14 protein-coding genes and 1 pseudogene are annotated in these 21,733 nt (G+C 59.7%); 6 read left to right on the forward strand and 9 right to left on the reverse strand.

Annotated elements, in window-relative coordinates:
• The first annotated feature begins 68 nt into the window (after positions 1–68).
• On the forward strand, positions 69–4,790 hold the full coding sequence (locus tag PFLQ2_RS15320; RefSeq protein ID WP_003181277.1) for an RHS repeat domain-containing protein: 4,722 nt from the start codon (positions 69–71) through the stop codon (positions 4,788–4,790).
• Between the two features lie 195 nt (positions 4,791–4,985).
• On the opposite strand, the gene PFLQ2_RS15315 is transcribed toward PFLQ2_RS15320, so the two are convergent.
• The gene (locus PFLQ2_RS15315; RefSeq protein WP_003181279.1) at positions 4,986–6,575 is read right to left on the reverse strand and encodes an ABC-F family ATPase; all 1,590 of its coding nucleotides are present in this window, start codon (positions 6,573–6,575) and stop codon (positions 4,986–4,988) included.
• 414 nt (positions 6,576–6,989) lie between these two features.
• Here PFLQ2_RS15315 and lpxO point away from each other — a divergent pair, with 414 nt between their 5' ends.
• Positions 6,990–7,889: a lipid A hydroxylase LpxO gene (gene lpxO, locus PFLQ2_RS15310; RefSeq protein ID WP_003181281.1), complete on the forward strand. Its 900-nt coding sequence runs from the start codon at positions 6,990–6,992 to the stop codon at positions 7,887–7,889.
• Between the two features lie 12 nt (positions 7,890–7,901).
• Here the strand turns inward: lpxO and ligD are convergent, their stop codons facing one another.
• Both ligD and PFLQ2_RS15300 read right to left on the reverse strand, forming a co-directional pair.
• The gene (gene ligD, locus PFLQ2_RS15305) at positions 7,902–9,890 is read right to left on the reverse strand and encodes a DNA ligase D (protein WP_003181283.1); all 1,989 of its coding nucleotides are present in this window, start codon (positions 9,888–9,890) and stop codon (positions 7,902–7,904) included.
• A gap of 33 nt (positions 9,891–9,923) precedes the next feature.
• Positions 9,924–10,814 carry a Ku protein gene (locus PFLQ2_RS15300; RefSeq protein WP_003181286.1) on the reverse strand — a complete coding sequence of 297 codons (891 nt, stop codon included), beginning with the start codon at positions 10,812–10,814 and terminating at the stop codon, positions 9,924–9,926.
• A gap of 190 nt (positions 10,815–11,004) precedes the next feature.
• On the opposite strand from PFLQ2_RS15300, the gene PFLQ2_RS15295 reads away from it, so the two are divergent.
• From PFLQ2_RS15295 to PFLQ2_RS15280, 4 genes and pseudogenes are all read left to right on the forward strand, one after another.
• Positions 11,005–11,346, forward strand: a complete 342-nt coding sequence (locus PFLQ2_RS15295; RefSeq protein WP_003181288.1) for a hypothetical protein — start codon at positions 11,005–11,007, stop codon at positions 11,344–11,346.
• 47 nt (positions 11,347–11,393) lie between these two features.
• Positions 11,394–12,542: a PQQ-dependent sugar dehydrogenase gene (locus PFLQ2_RS15290; protein ID WP_003181290.1), complete on the forward strand. Its 1,149-nt coding sequence runs from the start codon at positions 11,394–11,396 to the stop codon at positions 12,540–12,542.
• Between the two features lie 271 nt (positions 12,543–12,813).
• Positions 12,814–13,785: pseudogene (gene ilvA, locus PFLQ2_RS15285) on the forward strand (threonine ammonia-lyase, biosynthetic); the annotation flags it as partial.
• A gap of 390 nt (positions 13,786–14,175) precedes the next feature.
• Positions 14,176–14,457, forward strand: coding sequence for a DUF1652 domain-containing protein (locus tag PFLQ2_RS15280; protein WP_003181294.1), 282 nt, complete (start codon positions 14,176–14,178; stop codon positions 14,455–14,457).
• A 77-nt stretch (positions 14,458–14,534) separates the two neighbouring features.
• On the opposite strand, the gene PFLQ2_RS15275 is transcribed toward PFLQ2_RS15280, so the two are convergent.
• The 6 genes from PFLQ2_RS15275 to PFLQ2_RS15250 form a co-directional block, all read right to left on the reverse strand.
• Positions 14,535–15,473 carry a carbohydrate kinase family protein gene (locus tag PFLQ2_RS15275; RefSeq protein ID WP_003181296.1) on the reverse strand — a complete coding sequence of 313 codons (939 nt, stop codon included), beginning with the start codon at positions 15,471–15,473 and terminating at the stop codon, positions 14,535–14,537.
• Positions 15,474–15,486: 13 nt separating this feature from the next.
• The gene (gene xylB / locus PFLQ2_RS15270) at positions 15,487–16,974 is read right to left on the reverse strand and encodes a xylulokinase (protein WP_003181300.1); all 1,488 of its coding nucleotides are present in this window, start codon (positions 16,972–16,974) and stop codon (positions 15,487–15,489) included.
• Positions 16,975–17,179: 205 nt separating this feature from the next.
• The gene (locus PFLQ2_RS15265; RefSeq protein WP_003181302.1) at positions 17,180–18,652 is read right to left on the reverse strand and encodes a mannitol dehydrogenase family protein; all 1,473 of its coding nucleotides are present in this window, start codon (positions 18,650–18,652) and stop codon (positions 17,180–17,182) included.
• A gap of 17 nt (positions 18,653–18,669) precedes the next feature.
• Positions 18,670–19,773 carry an ABC transporter ATP-binding protein gene (locus PFLQ2_RS15260; RefSeq protein ID WP_003181304.1) on the reverse strand — a complete coding sequence of 368 codons (1,104 nt, stop codon included), beginning with the start codon at positions 19,771–19,773 and terminating at the stop codon, positions 18,670–18,672.
• Between the two features lie 39 nt (positions 19,774–19,812).
• Complete coding sequence (locus PFLQ2_RS15255) at positions 19,813–20,643, reverse strand: carbohydrate ABC transporter permease (RefSeq protein ID WP_003181306.1); 831 nt, start codon at positions 20,641–20,643, stop codon at positions 19,813–19,815.
• 10 nt (positions 20,644–20,653) lie between these two features.
• Positions 20,654–21,586: a carbohydrate ABC transporter permease gene (locus PFLQ2_RS15250; protein WP_003181308.1), complete on the reverse strand. Its 933-nt coding sequence runs from the start codon at positions 21,584–21,586 to the stop codon at positions 20,654–20,656.
• Positions 21,587–21,733 lie beyond the last annotated feature (147 nt).

Below are 21,733 nucleotides of genomic sequence, written 5' to 3' on the forward strand. Positions count from 1 at the left end.
GTGAAGTTCAAGGTTTCTCAATATTGGCGCATGGTTTTCTGAGTTTTTTCTTTCCAGAGGTGACAATCATGACCGACTCCACAGCGGTACATTCCAACGCTTTCAATTTCATGAGTTACGTAGCGGGCGGGGTTGATCCCCGAACCAATCAATACACTTTTTCCATCAACTTCCCTGAATTCAAACCCAACTTCTTGAACGGTCCGTTGCTGTCCCTGGCCATGGGCTTCAATCCCATGAACCGTCATGACAGCGGTTACGGCACCGGCTGGAACTTGCAGCAATCGCAATATCGGGTTCAGCGGCAAATCCTGACCTTGAACAGCGGCGAGCGTTACAAGGTTACGGCGCAACGGGAGGAAGGGGTTCTGGTCGAGCTTCTGATGAAGGAGAAAAAGCTCAACACCTTCCGTTTTTACCGTGATAAAGACGACGATCAACTCTACCGGCTGGTGCATAAGTCCGGTCTGGTCGAAGAACTCAGGGTCCATGGCCGGGGAGACGATGCGGTTGCCTTGCCTGTCCGGATGATCGCGCCGGAAGGTCATGCGGTGACGCTGGGGCACTTGCCCTTCGGTGCCCATGATTTCCGGCTTGCGAGCATCAGTGATGAGCGCGGCGATTTGCTCAAGGTAGACCGTCAGGAGGGCAGCGTCATCCTGGACCTGCACCCCACTGCCGGCGCCAATGGCACGCCGTTGGCGCGCTATTCGATGACGCTGGATTCCGGCACCGAGAAGTACGTCAACGTCATTACTTTGCCGAGCGAAGCGGGTCGGAACGTTGCCTGGCGTCTGAATTACAGGCCAGTGGGCGAATACACCTGCATCGTGTCGGTGGAGACGCCACTGGGCGGGCGGGAAGAAGTGGTCTATGACGCGCAGGGCCATGAGTTTCCCACCGGCAGTGGTCGTCAGCCCATACCCCGGGTGAAAGAACACCGGGTGTTCCCTGGCAGCGGACAGCCCATGGTAGAAACGCATTACAGTTTCACCGACGGTTCGACCTACCTGGAGACCAATAATTTCCTGGGTCGCAATCTGGCGCTGAGTTGGAACGATGAAGGGTTGGATAACCTCTATCAGTTCACTGGCAGCCATTACGCCTACGGTTGCACCGAGCATCTGATGGATGGAGGGGTGGAGGTCCAGCGTATCAAACGTACCTTCAACCAGTTTCACTTGCTCACCCTGGAGACCACGACGCGCAACACGGCACAGCAGGAAGTCGAGACTGTGTATGGTCAGATCCCCGGCGGGTTCGATAGCCAGCCAGCCTGGTTTCAACTCCCTCACGAAGTCACCAACCGCTGGCGGTTGGGTAGCCAATTACGTAGCGAAAAGTCTAGCAGCACCTATGACAGCTACGGCAATCTGTTGGTCCAGACCCATCCCACAGGTATTGTCGAAACCAGTTTTTACTACGATAAGGACGGAGAAGATGGCTGCCCGAAAGACCCCGATGGCTTCGTGCGCAATCTCAAAAGTCAAACCCAGACGCCCGCTCCTGGCTATGTGGCCGGTGCGCCGACCCTGCGGACCGATTATCGCTATGTGCTGTATCCATCGCTGGACGGCAGCGGACGTTCGTCGTGGCTGGCGCTCCAACGTGAAACGCTCACGCGAACGGCTCCCGGCGCCGTCATGGAATTACGTAGCACGGCCTATGAGTACTACCACGACAAGGACGACGCGCGGGCGCATGAGGTGCATGGACGCCTGAAGCGCCAGTCGGTTGCTTTGAATGAAAAAGCAACGATAACCGCCTACACGTATGGGGTGACGATGGGCACCCTGGCCGACGAGACGGTTCTGCAAACAGTGGAAACACTGACGACAGACTTCGATCAGGTGCACAAAATCATTACATTGGAAAGCTCGCTACTCAACGGCGAGTCGCTGCTTGAGCGCGACGACAATGACGTAGAGATACGCCGCACTTACGATGTGCTGAATCGGGTCACCAGTGAAACCGTGGCGCCGAACGACCCACGCTACAAGGCAACGCGCAATTATGAATATTATCTCTCCGCCAGCATTGGGCAACGGGCCGAGCAATGGTTGTTCGATGTCAAGGGCGTGAAGACCGTGACGGCATTCGATGGGCTTAACAGGGCGGTTTACGAAGAGCGCAACGATGCCGACAGCAGCCAACCGACAATGCGCCAAACCTACGCCGCCCAGTACGATGTTTTCGGGAACCTGATCGAACAGACCGAATACGATTGGTGGGGAGCGCAGGAGAAACCCTTCAAGACACGGTTTCTGTTCGACGACTGGAATCAGCCCTTCTGCGAGATCGGCTCGGACGGCGTGGAGCGCTATAAGCAAGTCAACCCCATTGGCGATCGAAACTGGTCAGGCCCGATTGAACGAAGCTGGGAGCAGGATTTGACGGAGGTCCATTTTAGCGGGATCACTGAAACGCGTCTCAACCTGTTTGAAAAGCCTGTCCAGACAGAGCGTCTGGCCTTGAATGAAAGCGTAATCAGTCGGCAAAAGTATAGTTATGACGGGTTGGGACGGTCGGTGAAGGAAGAGTTGGGCCTCAGGACTCCGTTGCGCGTTACCGAGTACAGCTATGATGCTTTCGACCGTATGACGCAAACCATCTTGCCTCAAGGTGCCAGGATTGTGCGCGAATATGCCGAGCACAGCGCTGAAGATTGGCCTACACGCATCAGCGTGGATGGACAGGAACTGGGAACGCAAACGTTCGACGGGCTGGGCCGCATGACCGAGTCGGTCACCGGAGGGCGTTTGCAACGCTACGAATACGATCCGCAGCAGACCCGACCTAAGACCGTGACCCCCGCCAGTGGTCAAACGGTCGAATACCAGTACATGCCACAGTTGAGTGATGAACCTCTGCGTCGCCAACTTTCAGGTGGGGATATCTGTAACTACGAGTATGACCCGGCCAACGCGCGATTGACGAAGGCCAGCGTGGGCGGGCGGACACTGGCACGTACTTATTTCAGTTTTGGCGAGACCAAGAGCGAAACCGTTGAAGCGGATGGGCAAACTTTCGCGATGGCCTACGAGTATAGTTTTCGCAGTCGTTTGCTCAGCTATACCGATGTGCTCGATCAAATACAGCAGTATGAATATGACCCTAAAGGTCGATTGGAGCGTACATCCTTGGGGACGACTTCGTCGGCCTTCACTTACGACGCCTTGGGGCGTGTCGCTACCATCACCACGCAGGACATCGTCGACGGCGCACCGGCGAGAACCCTGGGTATCAGCCTTGAATACGATGAGTTTCATCGTGAAATAAAGCGTACGTTCGACCTTGATGGTGTTATCCAGGTATTGGATCAGGTATATGACGAGTTTGACTGTCTCGTGCGACGCACCTTGACCGAAGGCCCCCAGACGCTGCGTGACGAAACCTATGCCTATGATCTTCGTGGACGCCTGGAGACGTATACCTGTGCGGGCAGCCAACCGCCAATTGATCCGTATGGCAACAGGCTCTCGGGGCAAACCTTTATCTTCGATGCGATGGATAATCTGATCATCGTTATCACAGAGACGGTCGATGGAAAAAACAACATGGCCGAATATCATTATGAAAACCCGCAAGACCCTGCCCAGCTGAGTCGAGTCACCAATTCAGGGGATGCGGGGCATCCAGACGAGCTGGTGCTTTCCTATGATGCCAACGGTAACCTGGTTCAAGACGAGCAAGGCCGAGTCCTGGAATATGACGCGCTTAATCGGCTGCTCAGTGTGAGTGAGTCCGGATCGGGTAAAGCGGGTAACTTCCAGTATGATCCGCTGGACCGGTTATCCAATAACGATGACGGTGGCGGTTCCCAGCAACATTTTTACAAGGACGATCACATCGCCAACCTTGTGGACGGGGAGCGGAGCAGTACCTTCATGCGCGGCGATGACCATTTATTGGCAGAGCGTCAGGGCGACAACACGCTGTTACTGGCCGGTAATTTCACCAACAGTGTAATGAATGAAGTCAGCTCCGACTCAACCCATTCTCTTGCTTACAGCCCTTATGGCTATCGTAGCGCCGAACAACCTATCAATACCGAACTGGGTTTCAATGGTGAACTGAGGGAGGCTCAGACCGGAGGATATATGCTGGGAAAGGGTTACCGGGTGTATAGCCCGGTGCTCATGCGATTCAATAGCCCGGACAGCTGGAGTCCATTCGGCAAGGGGGGGCTCAATGGGTATGCATACAGCCAGAGGCCGCTCGATGAGGTAGACCCTACGGGGCACTTCGTTGTTAACGCGGCGTTGGGCGCCTTGCTTTTAGGCGTTATAGCTGCCTCCACAAGTGTTGGTGCGGCTCTCACCGACGACAACACGGCTCGCATTGTGTTTATCGCCATTGCTTCGGTAACGGCGGCGGCGTCGATTGGTTTAGGCGCGTCGGCGTTTAGGATGACCCCAGCAACGAATAGAAGGCCCGTTGCGCATCCACAGTCTCGCGCTGGAACTTCTTCTCGCCCTACAGGCTATGGGTCGAGACCGACTAACGATCCATTCGCTGGTGCTACTGCTCCCCGGCTTTCTGTATCCTCAGCGTCGGGAAGGGCTGGCGATCCATACGCTGCTACTGCTCCCCGGCTTTCTGCATCCTCAGCGTCGGAAGGGCCTAGCGGTCCATACGCTGCTACTGCTCCCCCTCCTTCTAATCCGCCGAGTTATTCTACCGCGACAGGAAAATCAGGCATGCCACCTAAGTATACTGAGGTGGATTTGAACGAGCTACTGAGAGGGGCGACAATAAGAATGAATGGTATTAGAAGCACAGCTCCATAAGCCTAACCCGCGCAACGCCATTCCTTCACTGTGCTGTTAAAGCCCAGCGTGTTCATGGCGCACGTGTTTGTCGGATTTCCTCATTCTTCTTGCATGAACGGTATCACGGGATAGGCGCCTTGAAATACAAAAAGCCCTGTCACAGTGGACAGGGCTTTTTACTTGCCGCTTGAAGCTTGTAACTCGCAGCTGCCCTTAGAACACCACACCCTGGCTGCGCAGGTAGTCGTCGTAGGTGCCGCTGAAGTCGACCACGCCGTCCGCGCTCAGCTCGATGATGCGGGTCGCCAGGGACGAGACGAACTCGCGGTCGTGGCTGACGAAGATCAGCGTGCCTGGGTAGTTTTCCAGCGCCAGGTTCAGCGCTTCGATGGATTCCATGTCCAAGTGGTTGGTCGGTTCGTCCATCACCAGCACGTTCGGTTTTTGCAGGATCAGCTTGCCGAACAGCATGCGGCCTTGCTCACCACCGGAAATGACCTTGACCGACTTGAGGATCTCGTCGTTGGAGAACAACATGCGGCCGAGGGTGCCACGTACCAACTGCTCGCCGCCTTGTGTCCATTGCCCCATCCAGTCGAACAGGTTGACGTCGTCTTCGAAGTCATGGGCGTGGTCCTGGGCGTAGTAGCCCAGTTCCGCGGCGTCGGTCCATTTCACGGTACCGGCATCGGGTTCCAGTTCATTGACCAGGGTGCGCAGCAAAGTGGTCTTGCCGATGCCGTTCGGGCCGATGATCGCCACGCGCTCGCCGGCTTCGACGGTGAAGCTGAAGTCCTTGAACAACGGCTTGCCGTCAAAACCCTTGGCCATGCGCTCGACGATGACCGCCTGGCGATGCAGTTTCTTGGTCTGCTCGAAACGAATGAACGGGCTGACACGGCTCGATGGCTTGACCTCGGCCAGCTGGATCTTGTCGATCTGCTTGGCACGGGAGGTGGCTTGCTTGGCTTTCGAGGCGTTGGCCGAGAAACGGCTGACAAACGATTGCAGTTCCGAGATCTGCGCTTTCTTCTTGGCGTTGTCCGACAGCAGTTGCTCGCGGGACTGGGTCGCCACGGTCATGTACTCGTCGTAGTTACCCGGGAACAGGCGCAGCTCGCCGTAGTCCAGGTCGGCCATGTGGGTGCAGACGCTGTTCAGGAAGTGGCGGTCGTGAGAGATGATGATCATCAGGCTCGAACGCTGGGTCAGCACGTTTTCCAGCCAGCGGATGGTGTTGATGTCCAGGTGGTTGGTCGGTTCGTCGAGCAGCAGCACTTCAGGATCGGAGAACAGTGCCTGTGCCAGCAGTACACGCAGTTTCCAGCCGGGCGACACTTCGCTCATCGGGCCGAAATGCTGTTCGATGCCGATCCCCAGGCCCAACAGCAGCTCACCGGCACGAGACTCGGCAGTGTAGCCGTCCATCTCGGCGAATTCGGTTTCCAGCTCGGCCACGGCCATGCCGTCTTCTTCGGTCATTTCCGGCAGCGAATAGATGCGATCGCGCTCGGCCTTGACCTTCCACAGCTCTTCATGGCCCATGATCACGGTGTCGATCACGGTGAATTCTTCGTAGGCGAACTGATCCTGGCGCAGTTTACCCAGGCGCACGTTTGGCTCGAGCATCACCTGGCCACCCGATGGCTCCAGGTCGCCGCCAAGGATTTTCATGAAGGTCGACTTGCCGCAACCGTTGGCACCGATCAGGCCGTAGCGGTTACCCGCGCCGAATTTGACAGAGACGTTTTCGAACAGCGGCTTGGCGCCGAACTGCATCGTGATGTTAGCTGTAGAGATCAAAGGTTTATCCTGCGGAACATTCAGAGTAGCTAAGGGTGCGGCAGTACCTGTTCAGTACCTGTTTGCGCAGGTCCCGACCGCGCAAAGGCGTTGCGGTCGAAGCGCAAGGGTCCATCCGGCATAAGAGGACAGCAGCATACGGAACGCCTTGCCCGTGTCGATGTGCGTCGAAGCCGGCGTAGAAACCGGGTTCGCGTTGTCGGGCAAGGGGGGCGCGTGAAGTTTGGCGGCGATTGTACTGATCTGGCCGCATTAACGATAGGGTGTTGCCCGGGCAAGACAGTTTTTCACAATTGAAGGATAACCATCTGTTACAAAATATGGCTAAATTGCCATCTCACTTAATGCCTTCGCCTTGCCGCTCGGCCGGCCGGCCGGAAAGGTTACCTGATCCCTTGTTGTGTGACTGATTCCGTGAAGCTGATCATCGTCGCGATCTACATTCTCTCCATCGGCTACGTGCACCTGCGGGGGCATGTGCGGCACACGTTGGGACGCCAGCTGAGCGACCACTCGTCGTTTCTCGCGCCGATCAATTGCCTGCTCTACCTGTGTTCGAAATTACCTAACAAGCCGTACCTCAGCCCAGCGGACTTTCCCGACCTGAGTCCTTTGCAAACTCACTGGCAAGAGATTCGCGCCGAAGGCCAGCGCTTATTGCAGGCCGGTGAGATCAAGCGCTCCAATCAATACGATGACCTTGGCTTCAACTCGTTCTTCAAGACCGGTTGGAAGCGCTTCTACCTGAAGTGGTACGGCGACAGCCATCCTTCGGCCATGAAGCTGTGCCCGCGCACCACCGAACTGGTCCAGAGCATTGGCTCGATAAAGGCCGCGATGTTCGCTGAGCTTCCACCGGGTTCGAAGCTGGTCCGCCACCGTGACCCGTACGCAGGGTCCTATCGCTATCACCTGGGGCTGGAAACGCCCAACGATGCAGGTTGCTACATCAATGTCGATGGCGAGCCTTATCACTGGCGTAATGGCGAGGCGGTGATGTTCGACGAAACGTTCATACACTACGCCGAGAACACCACGGCCCATAACCGCATCATCTTGTTCTGCGATGTCGAGCGGCCGATGAGATTTCGCTGGGCCACCGCGTTCAACCGCTGGTTCAGCCGCACCGTGATGGCCGCCGCCGGTGCGCCCAACGACGCCGGGGACAAGACCGGCGGGCTGAACCGGGCGTTTTCCAGGCTCTACACGATCCGCTTGCAAGGCAAAGCGCTGAAGAAACGCAATCGCAAGCTGTATTACCTGCAGAAGTGGGCGTTCTTCGGCGGACTGCTCGCGGTATTCGTCTGGATCTGAAGCCCCATTTGTTCACTCGTCGGGTTTGCGTGCCTCCAGCTGCTCCCACATCCTGGCAGTGATCCGCTGGCGATGGCTGTAGCCTTCCCAAGGATCGGCGCCGAGGCCCTTGGCCCGTTCCAGCGCAGTATGAATGTCCCATTGCTGGGCGTTGCGCAGGTCGTCCAGTTCGGCCCGGGCAATCGGCACCGAGACCGGCAGGCCGGGGCGGGCCCGTACCGAATAGGCAGCGACCGTACTGGCACCTCGTGAGTTGCGCAGGTAATCGACGAATATCTTCCCGACGCGATTCTTCGGCCCCATGGTCGCGGTGATCCGTTGCGGCGCTTGCCGGGTCAGGAACTGGGAAATCGCCTTGGCAAATGCCTTGGTGGCTTCCCAACCTTCGCTTCGCGCCAACGGCACGATGACGTGCATGCCTTTGCCTCCGCTGGTCTTCAGGAACGCCTGCAAGCCCAGCTCGTCGAGCACCGACAAGGTCATGCGGGTCGCTTCGATCATGGCTCTCCAGGGCAGCGATGGGTCGGGGTCCAGGTCCAGGACAAACAGGTCAGGCGTTTCGATCCGGTCATGGGTCGCCGTCCAGGTATGCAGTTCCACCGTGCCCATCTGCGCCGCGCTGACCAGCGCGTGGACGTCATCGATTTCCATCAGGGCGGCATGGCCCGGGTCCAGTTGGGGATCCAGTTGCTTGATATGGGGAATCTCCAGCCGATCAGCGTGTTTTTGAAAGAATTGTTCTTCGCCAACACCCTCCGGCGCCCGCAGCAGCGCGACTGGCCGCAGCTTGAGGTGCGGCAGGATCCAAGGGGCAATGTCCAGGTAATACTGGGCCAGTTCGGCCTTTTGCACACCGCTGACGCCGTCGATCACCCGCTCAGGGTGGGTGATCATCACGCCGTCGACTTTGGCCGCGTTGGCTTTGTTGCGACGCTTGGGCGTTGGCGCGGCGGCCTTGATCGGCATGGGCTGCTCGCGAATCACTTTGTCGGCCGCCTTGCCGGTCGGCAGGCCCACGAAAATGGCCTGGCGCACCAGGCCTTCGCGGGTCCATTCGCTGAACTCGACCTCACAGGTCAGGCTCGGCTCGACCCATTGCACGCCGCGGCCTTGGGCGCCATTGAGCGGCGCCGCCAGTGGCGAGGTATCGCGCTGCTGTGTGCACAACTGCTCGTGAAGGTGTTTGATCTGTACCTGGCTAAAGCCCGTGCCAACGCGACCGGCATACGCCAGGCCGGTCGGTCCGTTGACTGCCAGCAGCAGCGCGCCGAACCCGTTGCGCTTGCCCTGGGGGCGGGTGAAGCCAACAACGACGAAGGCTTGGCGCAACCGGCATTTGAGCTTGACCCAATCAGCGTTGCGCCCTGATAGGTAGGGGCTGCCCAAGCGCTTGCCGACCACGCCTTCCAATGAAAGCGCATTGGCGCTCTCAAAGATGTCGTGCTGGCTGGCGGCAAACGACTCGGAAAATCGCAGGCGTTTGCTGGCGTTATCCTTGAGGGTTTTTTTAAGCGCTGCGCGGCGTTCCTCTACTGGCGCCTGGCGCAGGTCGGCCCCGTTGAGGAAAGGGGCGTCGAACAAGAAGTACACCATGTCGACGGTTCGGCAGATTTCGAAGGCCTGGCGCAGGGCCGGGAAATTGGAATGGCCGGAGTCGTCGAGCAGGACCAGTTCGCCGTCGAGCCAACTGTCCCCCAGCTTCAACGCGGCGAGGGCGTCGGCCTGCGGTTGGAGTCGATCAGTCCAATCCTGGAAATGACGGTTGAATAACCGGACTTCACCGTCCTCGATTCGGGCCAGCAGCCGATAACCGTGGAATTGGACTTCGTAACGCCATTCCCCGCTGGGCGGCTCTTCCACCGGCGTCGCCAGTGGCGGAGCAAGGCGTTCGGGGAGTCGGCTTTGCACGAACGCCGTATCCGGTTGCCCAGGATCGCGGGTTGTGATTTTGTCCGGCTCGGCGTCGGACACACGGGCAGATTCACTCTTAGCCTTGGCCATGACAGATTCCCTTGTATATAGCACGCCAGGGTTTTAGCCCCGGGAGGCCTTGGTGGCTTTCTTAGCAGGAGCGGATTTGCGGGTTTTCGCAGATTTTGCGCTGGGCTTGTCGGCGGTTTTGTCCGGTGCCTTGCCCTTGCTGCCCAGGCTGCGCTTGAGTAGCTCGGTGAGGTCGATGACATCGGCGGTCTTGCGCTGTTCTTCGCCTGGGTCGCTCTCCACCGCTTCGAGCCGGCCTTCGTTGGCCTTCTTCTCCACCAGCGCCATGATCTTGTCCTGGAAACTGTCCCGGTACTCCTCCGGTTCCCAATCGGCGCTCATGTCCTCCACCAGGCGCTTGGCCATTTCCAGTTCGCCCTTGACCAGCGTCGGGTTCGTGACCTCATCGCCCAGCTCCAGGATATCCAGGCCGCGCACTTCGGCGGGCCAGCGCAGCATCACCAATACCAGCGCGTCTTCAAGGGGCATGAGGGCGGCCAGGTGCTGGCGGGTATGCAGCACGACGTGGGACAAGGCCACTTTATTGGTGTTGATCAGGGTTTCGCGCAGCAGCGCGTAGACCTTGCCGCCGCGCTTGTCAGGGGCCAGGAAATAGGGCGTGTCGATGTTTTGCAGGGGAATCTTCTCACTGTCGACAAACGCGAAGATATCGATGGTCTGGGTGGATTTGGGGTGGGCCGAGCGAATTTCCTCTTCGCTGATCAGCACGTATTGGCCTTTCTGGTACTCGACGCCCTTGACGATATCGTCCTTGGTTATTTCCTTGCCGGTGACCTTGTTGACCCGCTTGTAGCCCACGGGGTCCATGCTGCGCTTGTCCAACCAGTCGAAATCGACACCCTGGGATGAGGTGGCCGACACCAGCGCCACAGGAATATGAACCAGTCCGAAACTGATCGCGCCTTTCCAGATTGCCCGTGCCATGGTGTGTGTTTTCCTTGCCGGTGATTGTCTCTCTGGTGACCTTCGCGCTTCAGGAAAAGTTTCCGTCGGATGCCGTCTACCGCGTTGTCCGGAGACGCTTCGTTACATCTTCCCGCGGACATTTTGCTTAACAACGTCGAACCTGCGGCGTAGCGTGCTTTCGATATGCCTGAATCCCGGAGGTGCCCGAATGAACAGGCTGCTGCTCGTTATCATGACGCTACTACTGGCTGGTGCTGCCCAGGCCTCGACGCCCGGCCACGACGCCATGCTCGTGGCCCAGAACCTGCCGGGCAACAACAACCCCTACAACAGCCCGACGCGGCGGGCCAATCCCAACAGCATGCAGGGCACCCAGCCCAACGTGCCGATGATCCGGCAAAACCCGACAGTGCCTGCCCCGCGTGCGCCGACCCTGGAAAACGGCGGAATTGGCAACGGCTATCCCCGATCCGGCCAACCGCCGGGTTCGCCGCAGCCCACGATCCGGTCGCCTGCGCCCTCTGGCAACACTCAAGACCGCAATCGCTAGGTGCCGCAGGCGGGTTGTCTCTTTCCACCTCACAGAAGGAAATGTGCATGTTGCGTAAAACACTCCTGGCCGCTCTGTGCGCCAGCGCTGTCCTGTCCCTTGCCACGCCGGCCTCTGCCGCGCCAACCCAGACGTTGAAGAGCGAAGAGGGCACTCTCGAGGTGACTACCGTGGCCAAGGGCTTGGCCCACCCTTGGTCCGTCGCCTTCCTGCCAGGCCAGCAAGGCATCCTGGTGACCGAACGCTCAGGCAATCTGCGCCTGGTAGCGCCTGACGGAAAATTATCCGCGCCATTGAGCGGCGTGCCTAAGGTCTGGGCCAAGGGCCAGGGCGGGCTGCTGGACGTGGTGCTGTCGCCGGACTTCAAGCAGGACCGCACCGTCTACTTGTCTTACGCCGAGGCCGGTGAAGACGGCAAGGCTGGCACCGCTGTAGGCCGCGGGCAGTTATCCGAAGACCTGAAACGCATCGAGCGCTTCGATGTGATCTTCCGCCAGCAGCCCAAGCTGTCCACCGGCAACCATTTCGGGTCGCGTCTGGTTTTTGATCGGGACGGCTACTTGTTCATTACCCTGGGGGAAAACAACGACCGGCCCACGGCCCAGGACCTGGACAAGCTGCAAGGCAAAATCGTGCGGATCTATCCTGACGGCAAGGTACCGGACGACAACCCCTTCGTCGGCCAGAAAAACGTCCGGCCGCAGATCTGGTCCTACGGGATCCGCAATCCCCAGGGCGCAGCCCTCAATCCCTGGAACGGCACACTGTGGGAAAACGAACACGGGCCCAAGGGCGGCGATGAGCTGAACATTGTCGAGCGCGGCAAGAACTACGGCTGGCCGCTGGCGACCCACGGCATCAATTATTCCGGTGCGCCTATCCCCGAAGCCCAAGGCAAGACGGCCGATGGCACCGTGGGGCCACACCACGTCTGGCAAGTATCGCCGGGGCTCAGCGGCATGGCTTTTTATGACAACGATCGTTTCAAGGCCTGGCAACATAACGTGTTCATCGGCGCGCTGGTTTCCAAGGAGCTGATCCGCCTGCAATTGCAAGGTGACAAGGTCGTCCACGAAGAGCGTCTGCTCGGCGAACTCGACGAGCGTATCCGTGACGTCCGCCAGGGTCCGGACGGTTACCTGTATGTGCTGACGGACGAGGACGATGGGGGACTGTACAAAATCGGACTCAAATAAGCCGACAAATGGTGCGCGTGGCCTGGAAGCAAATCCGATGTCGGAAGCTTTTAATGTTCGCCATTGACTTGCCGCCAGCCCACCGCTAACGTCCAGCCATGACTTTGACCGTATTGCGTAGCCAGCCAAGCATTATTACCGCCATTCCTTATCTGGCGGGCTAGCTGACGACTGCACCCAACCCGCCCTCGAGGCGGGTTTTTTCTATCTGTCTCCTGGGCTCCGTCCACACCAGGAGACCGCCATGACCGTTACCCACACCGAGCAAACCCTGCTGGAGCATTACGTCAAGAAGATTCTGGCGGCGCCGGTATACGAACTGGCCGTGCGCACGCCTCTGCAATTGGCTCCGGCGCTGTCCGAAACCCTGGGCAACCAGATCCTGCTCAAGCGCGAAGACCTGCAACCGACCTTTTCCTTCAAGATCCGTGGTGCTTACAACAAACTCGTGCAGTTGACCGCAGACCAGCGTACCCGTGGTGTCATCACTGCGTCGGCTGGTAACCACGCCCAAGGCGTGGCGCTGGCGGCACGGGAATTGGGCATCTCGGCGAGCATCGTCATGCCACTGACCAGCCCGCAGTTGAAAGTTCTGGGTGTGCGTAACCGGGGTGCCGATGCCTTGCTGCACGGCGAGAGTTTTCCGGTTGCGCTGGCCCATGCGTTGGAGCTGGCCCAGCAGACGGGACGGGAATTCGTTTCGCCGTTTGACGACCCGGACGTGATTGCAGGGCAGGGCACTGTCGCGATGGAAATCCTGCGCCAGCATCCAGGCAGGCTGGACGCGATCTTTGTGCCAGTGGGCGGCGGCGGGCTGATCGCCGGCATCGCCGCCTACGTCAAATACCTTCGCCCGGAAATACGCATCATTGGCGTCGAGTCGCAGCACTCGGCCTGTCTGCAAGCGGCACTGGCAGCGGGGGAGCGGGTGGTCTTGCCGAGCGTGGGCACGTTCGCCGACGGTGTGGCCGTGGCGCAGATCGGCGCCCATGGCTTCGACATCTGCCGTTTCTGCGTCGATGAGGTGATCACTGTCAGCAATGACCAGTTGTGTGCAGCGATCAAGGACATCTACGACGACACCCGCTCCATCACCGAACCGTCTGGAGCCCTTGCGGTGGCGGGTATCAAGCAGTACGTGGACAGTACCGGCGCGCGAGGCCAGACCCTGGTGGCCATCGACTCCGGCGCCAACATCAATTTCGACAGTTTGCGCCATGTGGCGGAGCGTGCCGCGGTAGGCGCGACGTGACCTATTTGCCTGCAATCAAACTTTTCTGGAACCAGGCGACGGATGGTTCGACGCCTGGCGGATGTTCGCGTCTACGCTGCAATGCGAGAGGAACGAAACAGTTGCACTTTGCATGAAAAAAGCGCCGTTTCCTTGCATTTTGCACGAGCGGTCCGGCGCAGGACGAAGCTAAGTGGTTGATTTGCATCAACCCGGGGCGGGGTAAATACAGGCATATTTTTTGCGGGACGATTCAGGAGCCTTGATGGGCTCGTTAATCGAACACGCCAAGAAGAACGAACGAACGGCACGGCATTCGTAGTCCCAGTCCGCAGGGAAGAAACGGACGAAAATACCGCCGTCGTGAACATCATTTGGCCGCCTCAACAGGAGAGAGTTGCCATGTTTTTATCTGCCCTCGAAATGCGAAACATCATTGAAAGCAGCCTGCTGCCCAAGCGCTCGCAATGCACCGTATCACCGGACCTGTCGATGACAGTCAAGATATACGACGATCACGAAACCGATCGTGTGGCTCTGATCAAGACCGATATCGATGCCAGGAAACTCACCGGATGCCGGGCCATCAACGACTTGATCGCCGAGCTGCGTACCGAGCTCGACCATAACCCCGCCGCTGGCAACCACTTTTACCAACAGCACCACCGGATGACCGGTCGCTGATCCCAGCGTTATATTCGCAAGCCAGACGCCCGGGTGCGGTCATGTCCGAACCCGGCGTCCAATTTACATTGGCGTCATCAGCCCAGTTGTCGCCGGTAGGGCAAGTCCGGCCCGGTTTTACCGCAGGTCAAGGCGGCGGCGCGGATGGCGAATTCAAGCATTGCACTGGTCTGGTCCCGGGTCAGGGTCTGCAAGCCTTCGATCGAATCCAGTTGTTGTTCCGTCAGCCACGTGATCAACGCGGCCTGGAAGGTGTCGCCTGCACCGACGGTATCGGCAATATCGACCGGGCATGCCGGCAAAGACCATGAGCCGTGTTGCCTACTGAACACTGTCGCGCCCTGGCCGCCTCGGGTCAGGAACACCACTTGGCAGCGGTGCTGCAGCCAACCGTCGATGACGGCTGCCGGCTCAGCCTCTGGATAGAGCAGGCTCAAATCTTCATCGCTGACCTTGATCAGGTCCGCATATTTCACCAGCGTTGCGATTCTTGAACGCCACAGTTCGATGTCTGGCTGCGGGTTGAGCCGCACGTTCGGATCGAGGCTGATCAGGCGCCGACCGCTTTCACGCTGCGCCAGGGCCAGCAGCGTATCGGCAATAGGCTGCACCACCAGGGAAAACGAACCGAAATGCAAGCCACGCACGTCCGGGCCCAGCACCGGAAGATGCTGGGCGTTTAGCTGTCGATCCGCGCAGCCTTCACCGCGAAAACTGTAGTGGGGCGAGCCATTGGCGCCCACAGCGACCATTGCCAGGGTGGTGGGTGCGTCGAAATCCCGCAAATATTGGCCACTGACGCCCTCATCGAGCAGTACCCGTTGCAGGCGTCGGCCCAGATAATCGGTAGACAACCCGGCGAACAGTGCCGACTCGACACCCAGGCGTCGCAGTCCCACGGCCACATTGAAGGGTGAACCGCCGGCGATGGCCTTGTAGTTCACCCGGGAGGCGGGGCCATCCGCTTCGGTTTCACTGAAAAAATCAAACAGCGCTTCGCCACACACCAAATACATAGTTGCCCGCTCTTCAAAGGGTTGCGACATGTTGTCGATAACGTTCATAAGCCAGCTGGGACGCCGTCACGTGTTCGGCGACGGGTCGGGTTTCGCTGGCCGGGTCAAGCTTGACGCAGCGTTCGCACAGTTCGGCCAGGCCAGCCGCCGAGCCGCCATGGCACCACGCCGCCTGGATCGCCGCTCCCAGCGCCGCCGCTTCGCTCTGTTCGGTGCAGATGACGGTTGTGTCCATGGTGTCGGCGACGATCTGCCGCCACACCGGGCTCTTGGAGCCACCGCCGATCAAGCGAATGCTCTGGGCTTCCAGTCCATTGGCCCGCAGAAGGTCCAGGCCATAACGCAAACCGAACGTGGTGCCTTCGACCACCGCGCGGCACAGATTGGCCCGGGTCAGGTTGGTGCTGGTCAGGCCCAACAGGCTGCCGGTGGCATGGGGCAGGGCGGGAACACGTTCGCCATTGAGGAACGGCAACATGCTCACCCCGTCCGCGCCGATCGGGGCCTGGGCCACCAAGGCGTTAAAGGCGTCGATATCCAGGTCCAACAACTCGCGTATGGCCCCGGTGGCGTTGGTCAGGTTCATGGTGCAGATCAGCGGCAGCCAGCCCCCGCTGGAAGAGCAGAACGTCGCCACTGACGGTTGTGGGCTGACCACAGGTTCGGCGCCATAGGCGTAGACCGTGCCGGACGAACCGAGGCTCATGGTGATCACGCCGGGCTGGATGTTGCCTGTGCCAATGGCGCCCATCATGTTGTCACCGCCACCGCTCGCCACCACGGCATTGGGGTTGATGCCCAAGTGTGCGGCAATGGCCGGCAGGATCCGTCCAACCGGTTGATGCGCGTCGATGAGTTCCGGCAATGCCGATACCAGGCGGCCGCTGGGGTCGATGTGCTGCAGCAACGGCTCGTCCCATTGACGGGTCCGCACATTGAAGTAGCCGGTACCCGAGGCGTCGCCGTACTCCGTGCAATGGCGGCCGGTGAGCCAATGATTGAGAAAGTCATGGGGCAACAGGATGCTGGCGATGTGATCGAACACGTCCGGATGCTGTTCACGGGTCCACAAGAGTTTGGACACCGTATATCCCGGGGCGATGACCATGCCAAGACGCTCCAGTGAGCCGCTTTCCCCGCCCAGGTGCGCCAGCAGTCGATCGTTTTCCGGGGTGGTTTCGGTGTCGCACCACAGCTTGGCCGGGCGCAGGACTTCGCCTTGCTCATCGAGCAGCACCAGGCCATGTTGCTGGCCGGAGACGCCGATGCCAAGGATCGCCTGGCCATCGACCCCGGCGGCAGCCAGGGCCTGATGGGTAGCTTGGGTGAACGCTTCGAGCCACTGATGGGTATCTTGTTCGCGGCGGCCATTTGGGCCGCTGATCATGGCGTGGGCGGCGGCACCCAGGCCCAGGACCTGGCCGCTGGTCGCGTCGAGGATCAGGGCCTTGGTGCCTTGGGTACCGCAGTCGATGCCCAGGAATAGTTGTTGGTTTGCCATAAAAATCCTTGGTCGTCAGATCAATCCCACGGAAATAGCTGCTCGGTCAGCAAGTACACGACCGTGGCGAGGGAGCTTGCTCCCGCTGGGCTGCGAAGCTGGCCCAAAAACCGGACACTCGGTGTGTCAGGTTCACCGCGTCGGCTGTCTTGGGGCTGCTTCGCAACCCAGCGGGAGCAAGCTCCCTCGCCACGGACGCTAAGCCTTAGGCCAACACCCGCTCAAGTGTTCGCGTCACTCCATGTTCGCGCAAGCTGTTGCAGCACCATTCGAATGCTGCCACGAACTCAGGCGAGCGGGGGATCGCCGTGCCAAAGATTTCTTCCACTTCCAGCATCCGCTGGGTCACCAGCGCGTCGTCAGCCACCAGCGCCTGGCAGAACGCCACCCGTGGGTCCGGAATCGAATAGGTCACGCCATTCTCATCCACGCCCTTGAGGTACACGGCCCAGGCCGCCACCACCAGCGCGGCGCGGCGGGTTTCGGCGCCGTCGGCGATCAAACGGTTGATTGTCGGCACGGTAAATTTCGGAAATTTCGACGAGCCATCCGAGCAGACCCGCTCCAGCTGGTCGGCAATCGCCTGGTTGGAAAACCGTTCCACCAGGGTGTTCTTGTAATCGGTCAGGTCGATGCCCGGCACCGGCGCCAATTGCGGCGTGACGTCCAGATCCATGTAGGCGCGCATGTAGCGCACGAACAACGGGTCGTTCATGGTTTCGTGGACGAAACGATAGCCTTTGATGAAACCCAGGTAAGTCAACGCCAGGTGGCTGCCGTTGAGCAGCTTGATCTTCATCTCTTCATAGGGCGAGACATCATGGGTGAACTGCACGCCAACCTTTTCCCAGGCCGGGCGGCCATTGACGAACTTGTCTTCCAGGACCCATTGCACGAACGGTTCGCAGACCACTGGCCAGGCGTCGTCGATGCCATGATCGTCATGCAGCTGCAAGCGATGGGCAACGCTGGTCATGGGCGTGATGCGGTCGACCATGGCGTTGGGGAAGCTGACGTTGTGGGCGATCCAGTGTTCCAGCTCGGCATCGCGCAAGGCCGCGAAAGCCAGCAGCGCCTTGCGAGTCACGGCGCCGTTGTGGGGCAGGTTATCGCAGGACATCAAGGTGAAGGCCCGCGTACCGGCGGCGCGGCGCTTGGCCAGGGCGGCGCAGAGGAGGCCGAACACGGTTTTCGGTTCGTCGGGATGGGCCAGGTCGTGCTGGATCTGCGGCAGATGGGCCATGAACTCGCCATTGCTGTCGTCGATGCAGTAGCCGCCCTCGGTGATCGTCAGGGAGACGATGCGGATCTGTGGGTCGGCCAGCTTGTCGATCAGCGCCTGGGCCCCGTCTTCGGCCAGCAGCATGTCGTTGATGGCGCCAATCACACGGACTTCGGTGTCGTCGGTATCGCCCAGTTCATAGAGCGTATAGAGGTAATCCTGGCCGGCAAGGTCATCTCGGGCGCGACGATCTTCGGCCCGCAGGCCGACGCCACAGATGGCCCAGTCGAGGCCTTCACCGGTGTTCATCAGCGCATCGGTGTAATACGCCTGGTGGGCGCGGTGAAAACCGCCGACGCCAATGTGGGCGATGCCCTGGCGGATGTCGCCCAAAGGGTAAGCGGGCAGGGCGATTCCCGGCGTCATGCGGTGCAGGTTCTGTCGGTTGAGTTTCATCGAAAATATCTCGGCAATCAGGCGGCGGCGCGTAGCGCACGGGTGACCGCCACGCCATCGGCATCGAATAAATGGCAGTGTTCTGCGTCCAGGTGCAGGCTCAGTTGCTCGCCGAAGCGGCTCGCCAGGTCGCCGCGAACGCGCATGGTCAAGGCTTCGCCGGACGCCGTGACGACGTGGCAGAACGTATCGCTGCCGAGGCGTTCGCTGACATCGGCAGTCACTTGCAGCGTGCAATCGCCCGGTTGTGCCAGGTTCAGGTGCTCCGGACGGATCCCCAGGGTCACTGCGCCGCCAACGCTCAGGTTGGCACCGCTGCGCGGCAGGCTGATGCGGGTGCCGGCGTCCAGGAGGACTTCACAGCCCTGGCTGTCGAGCGCCGTGACCTTGCCCTTGAGGAAGCCCATTTTCGGCGTGCCGAGGAAGCCGGCGACGAACAGGTTGGCCGGCTGGTGATACAGCTCCAGTGGCGAGCCGACCTGCTCGATGCGTCCGCCATTGAGCACCACCACCTTGTCGGCCAGGGTCATGGCTTCGACCTGGTCATGGGTTACGTAGATCATGGTCGCTTGCAGTTCCTTGTGCAGCCGCGCCAGTTCCAGGCGCATCTGTACGCGCAGGGCGGCGTCGAGGTTGGACAAGGGCTCGTCGAACAGGAAGATTTTAGGATTGCGCACGATGGCCCGGCCAATCGCAACCCGTTGGCGCTGGCCCCCAGACAGCTGCTTGGGCTTGCGCTCGAGCATCGGCCCCAGTTCGAGGATGCGCGCTGCTTCGTTGACCTTTTTCTCGACTTCGGCCTTGGGCACGCCGGCCAGGTCCAGGGCAAAGGACATGTTCTTGCGCACGCTCATGTGCGGGTACAAGGCATAGGTCTGGAATACCATCGCCAGGTCGCGCTTGGCCGGGCTGACTTCGGTGATGTCCCGCCCGTCCAGCTCGATGGTGCCGTCGCTGACTTCTTCGAGGCCGGCGATCAGCCGCAGCAGGGTCGACTTGCCGCAGCCCGACGGACCAACGAAGACCACGAACTCGCGGTCATTCACTTCAAGGTCGATGCCTTTGATGATGGAGAAACCTTCGAAACCTTTTTGCAAATTTCTGATTTTCAGGTTGGCCATGATGATGGGCCTCCACTTCTGATAAAGGTGTAGGGCGCGTTATTTCACGGCGCCGAAAGACAAACCGCGCACCAGTTGCTTCTGGCTGATCCAGCCAAAAATCAGGATCGGTGCGCAGGCCAGGGTCGAGACGGCGGACAACTTGGCCCAGAACAGACCTTCCGGGCTGGAGTAGGAAGCGATCAATGCGGTCAGTGGCGCGGCTTTGGAAGACGTGAGGTTCAGCGACCAGAAGGCCTCGTTCCAGCACAGGATCAGCGACAGCAGCACGGTAGACGCCAGGCCACCCTTGGCAATCGGCAGCAGCACACGAACCATCTCCTGCCACAGCGTGGCGCCATCCAAGCGCGCGGCTTCGAGAATGTCGCGGGGGATGTCCTTGAAGTAGGTGTAAATCATCCAGACCACGATCGGCAGGTTGATCAGGGTGTAGATGACGATCAGTGCCAAGCGTGTATCCAGCAGGCCGAAGCTCTTGGCCAGCAGGTAGATCGGCATCAGCACGCCCACCGGCGGCAGCATTTTGGTGGAGAGCATCCACAGCAGCGTGCCTTTGGTGCGCTGGGTTTCGTAGAACGCCATGGAGTAGGCCGCCGGCACCGCGATCAGCAGGCAAAGGGCAGTGGCGCTGAAGGAAATCACCACCGAATTCCAGGCGAAGCTGAAATAGTCGCTGCGCTCGTTGATGTGCAGGTAGTTGTCCAGGGTCGGCGCGAAGATGAATTGCGGCGGCGTGGCGAACGCGTCGATTTCGGTCTTGAAGCTGGTCAGCACCATCCAGAAGATCGGAAAGAAGACCACGATCGCGATGGCCCAGGCCAGCGTGCCGAGCAGCAGGCTCTGCAGGCGACGGGATTGTTGAAGTGTCATGGCGGCGGCCTCAGTGCTTGTCGGTGAGGTTTTTGCCGATCATCCGGACCAGGATGATGGCGGCGATGTTGGCGATGACCACGGCGATCAGGCCACCGGCCGACGCCATGCCGACGTCGAACTGCACCAGTGCCTGGTTGTAGATCAGGTAAGCCAGGTTGGTAGAGGCGTAGCCGGGGCCACCGTTGGTGGTGGTGAAAATTTCGGCGAACACCGACAGCAGGAAAATCGTCTCGATCATCAGCACCACGGCAATCGGACGCGCCAGGTGCGGCAGGGTCAGGTGCCAGAAAATCGCGATGGGGCCGGCACCGTCCAGGCGGGCGGCTTCTTTCTGCTCCTGGTCGAGGGACTGCATGGCGGTCATCAGGATCAGGATCGCGAAGGGCAACCATTGCCAACTGACAATGATGATGATCGACAGCAGCGGGTAATGGGCCAGCCAATCCACCGGTTGCGCGCCGAACAGTTTCCACACCGAGGCAAGAATCCCCGAGACCGGGTGGAAGATCAGGTTCTTCCAGATCAGCGCACCCACGGTGGGCATGATGAAGAATGGCGAGATCAGCAATACCCGCACGATTCCACGACCGAAAAACTCACTGGCCTCCAGCAGCGCGCTGATCAGCACGCCGAGTACGATGCTGATCAGCAGCACGCTGCCCACTAGCAACAAAGTATTGGTGGCCCCGGGCAGGAAACCCGAGTCGGTCAGGAAATAGGTGAAGTTCTCCAGCCCGACGAATTCATTTTCGCCGGGGTAGAGCAGGTTGTAGCGGATCATCGAAAAATAGACGGTCATGCCCAGCGGCACGATCATCCACAGCAGCAGCAAGGCGACCGAAGGGCTGACCAGGAACCAGCCCGGGTTTGCCAGGCGAACCTTGCGCGACGGCGGGGCTATTTCGATGGGGGCTTTGACTGTTGTCGTTGAAGTATTCATGAGTGCTTACTCTTATGCGACGCATTCCCTGTGGCGAGGGAGCTTGCTCCCGCTGGACCGCGCAGCGGGCCCATGTCGAGAGGCAATCCTTCTGATCGCCAGGGCGGGCTTCACCCGCCAGCGGGAGCAAGCTCCCTCGCCACAAAT

It is taken from the genome of Pseudomonas fluorescens Q2-87 (genome assembly GCF_000281895.1).
GTDB lineage: Bacteria > Pseudomonadota > Gammaproteobacteria > Pseudomonadales > Pseudomonadaceae > Aquipseudomonas > Aquipseudomonas fluorescens_S.

Bases quoted from the DNA above. Each gene is read 5' to 3' on its own strand.
- PFLQ2_RS15250 (WP_003181308.1), bottom strand. From the start codon at position 21,586: ATGAATACTTCAACGACAACAGTCAAAGCCCCCATCGAAATAGCCCCG.
- PFLQ2_RS15290 (WP_003181290.1), top strand. From the start codon at position 11,394: ATGTTGCGTAAAACACTCCTGGCCGCTCTGTGCGCCAGCGCTGTCCTG.
- ligD (WP_003181283.1), bottom strand. From the start codon at position 9,890: ATGGCCAAGGCTAAGAGTGAATCTGCCCGTGTGTCCGACGCCGAGCCG.
- PFLQ2_RS15260 (WP_003181304.1), bottom strand. From the start codon at position 19,773: ATGGCCAACCTGAAAATCAGAAATTTGCAAAAAGGTTTCGAAGGTTTC.
- PFLQ2_RS15280 (WP_003181294.1), top strand. From the start codon at position 14,176: ATGTTTTTATCTGCCCTCGAAATGCGAAACATCATTGAAAGCAGCCTG.
- PFLQ2_RS15295 (WP_003181288.1), top strand. From the start codon at position 11,005: ATGAACAGGCTGCTGCTCGTTATCATGACGCTACTACTGGCTGGTGCT.
- PFLQ2_RS15275 (WP_003181296.1), bottom strand. From the start codon at position 15,473: ATGTATTTGGTGTGTGGCGAAGCGCTGTTTGATTTTTTCAGTGAAACC.
- PFLQ2_RS15320 (WP_003181277.1), top strand. From the start codon at position 69: ATGACCGACTCCACAGCGGTACATTCCAACGCTTTCAATTTCATGAGT.
- xylB (WP_003181300.1), bottom strand. From the start codon at position 16,974: ATGGCAAACCAACAACTATTCCTGGGCATCGACTGCGGTACCCAAGGC.
- PFLQ2_RS15255 (WP_003181306.1), bottom strand. From the start codon at position 20,643: ATGACACTTCAACAATCCCGTCGCCTGCAGAGCCTGCTGCTCGGCACG.
- PFLQ2_RS15300 (WP_003181286.1), bottom strand. From the start codon at position 10,814: ATGGCACGGGCAATCTGGAAAGGCGCGATCAGTTTCGGACTGGTTCAT.
- PFLQ2_RS15265 (WP_003181302.1), bottom strand. From the start codon at position 18,652: ATGAAACTCAACCGACAGAACCTGCACCGCATGACGCCGGGAATCGCC.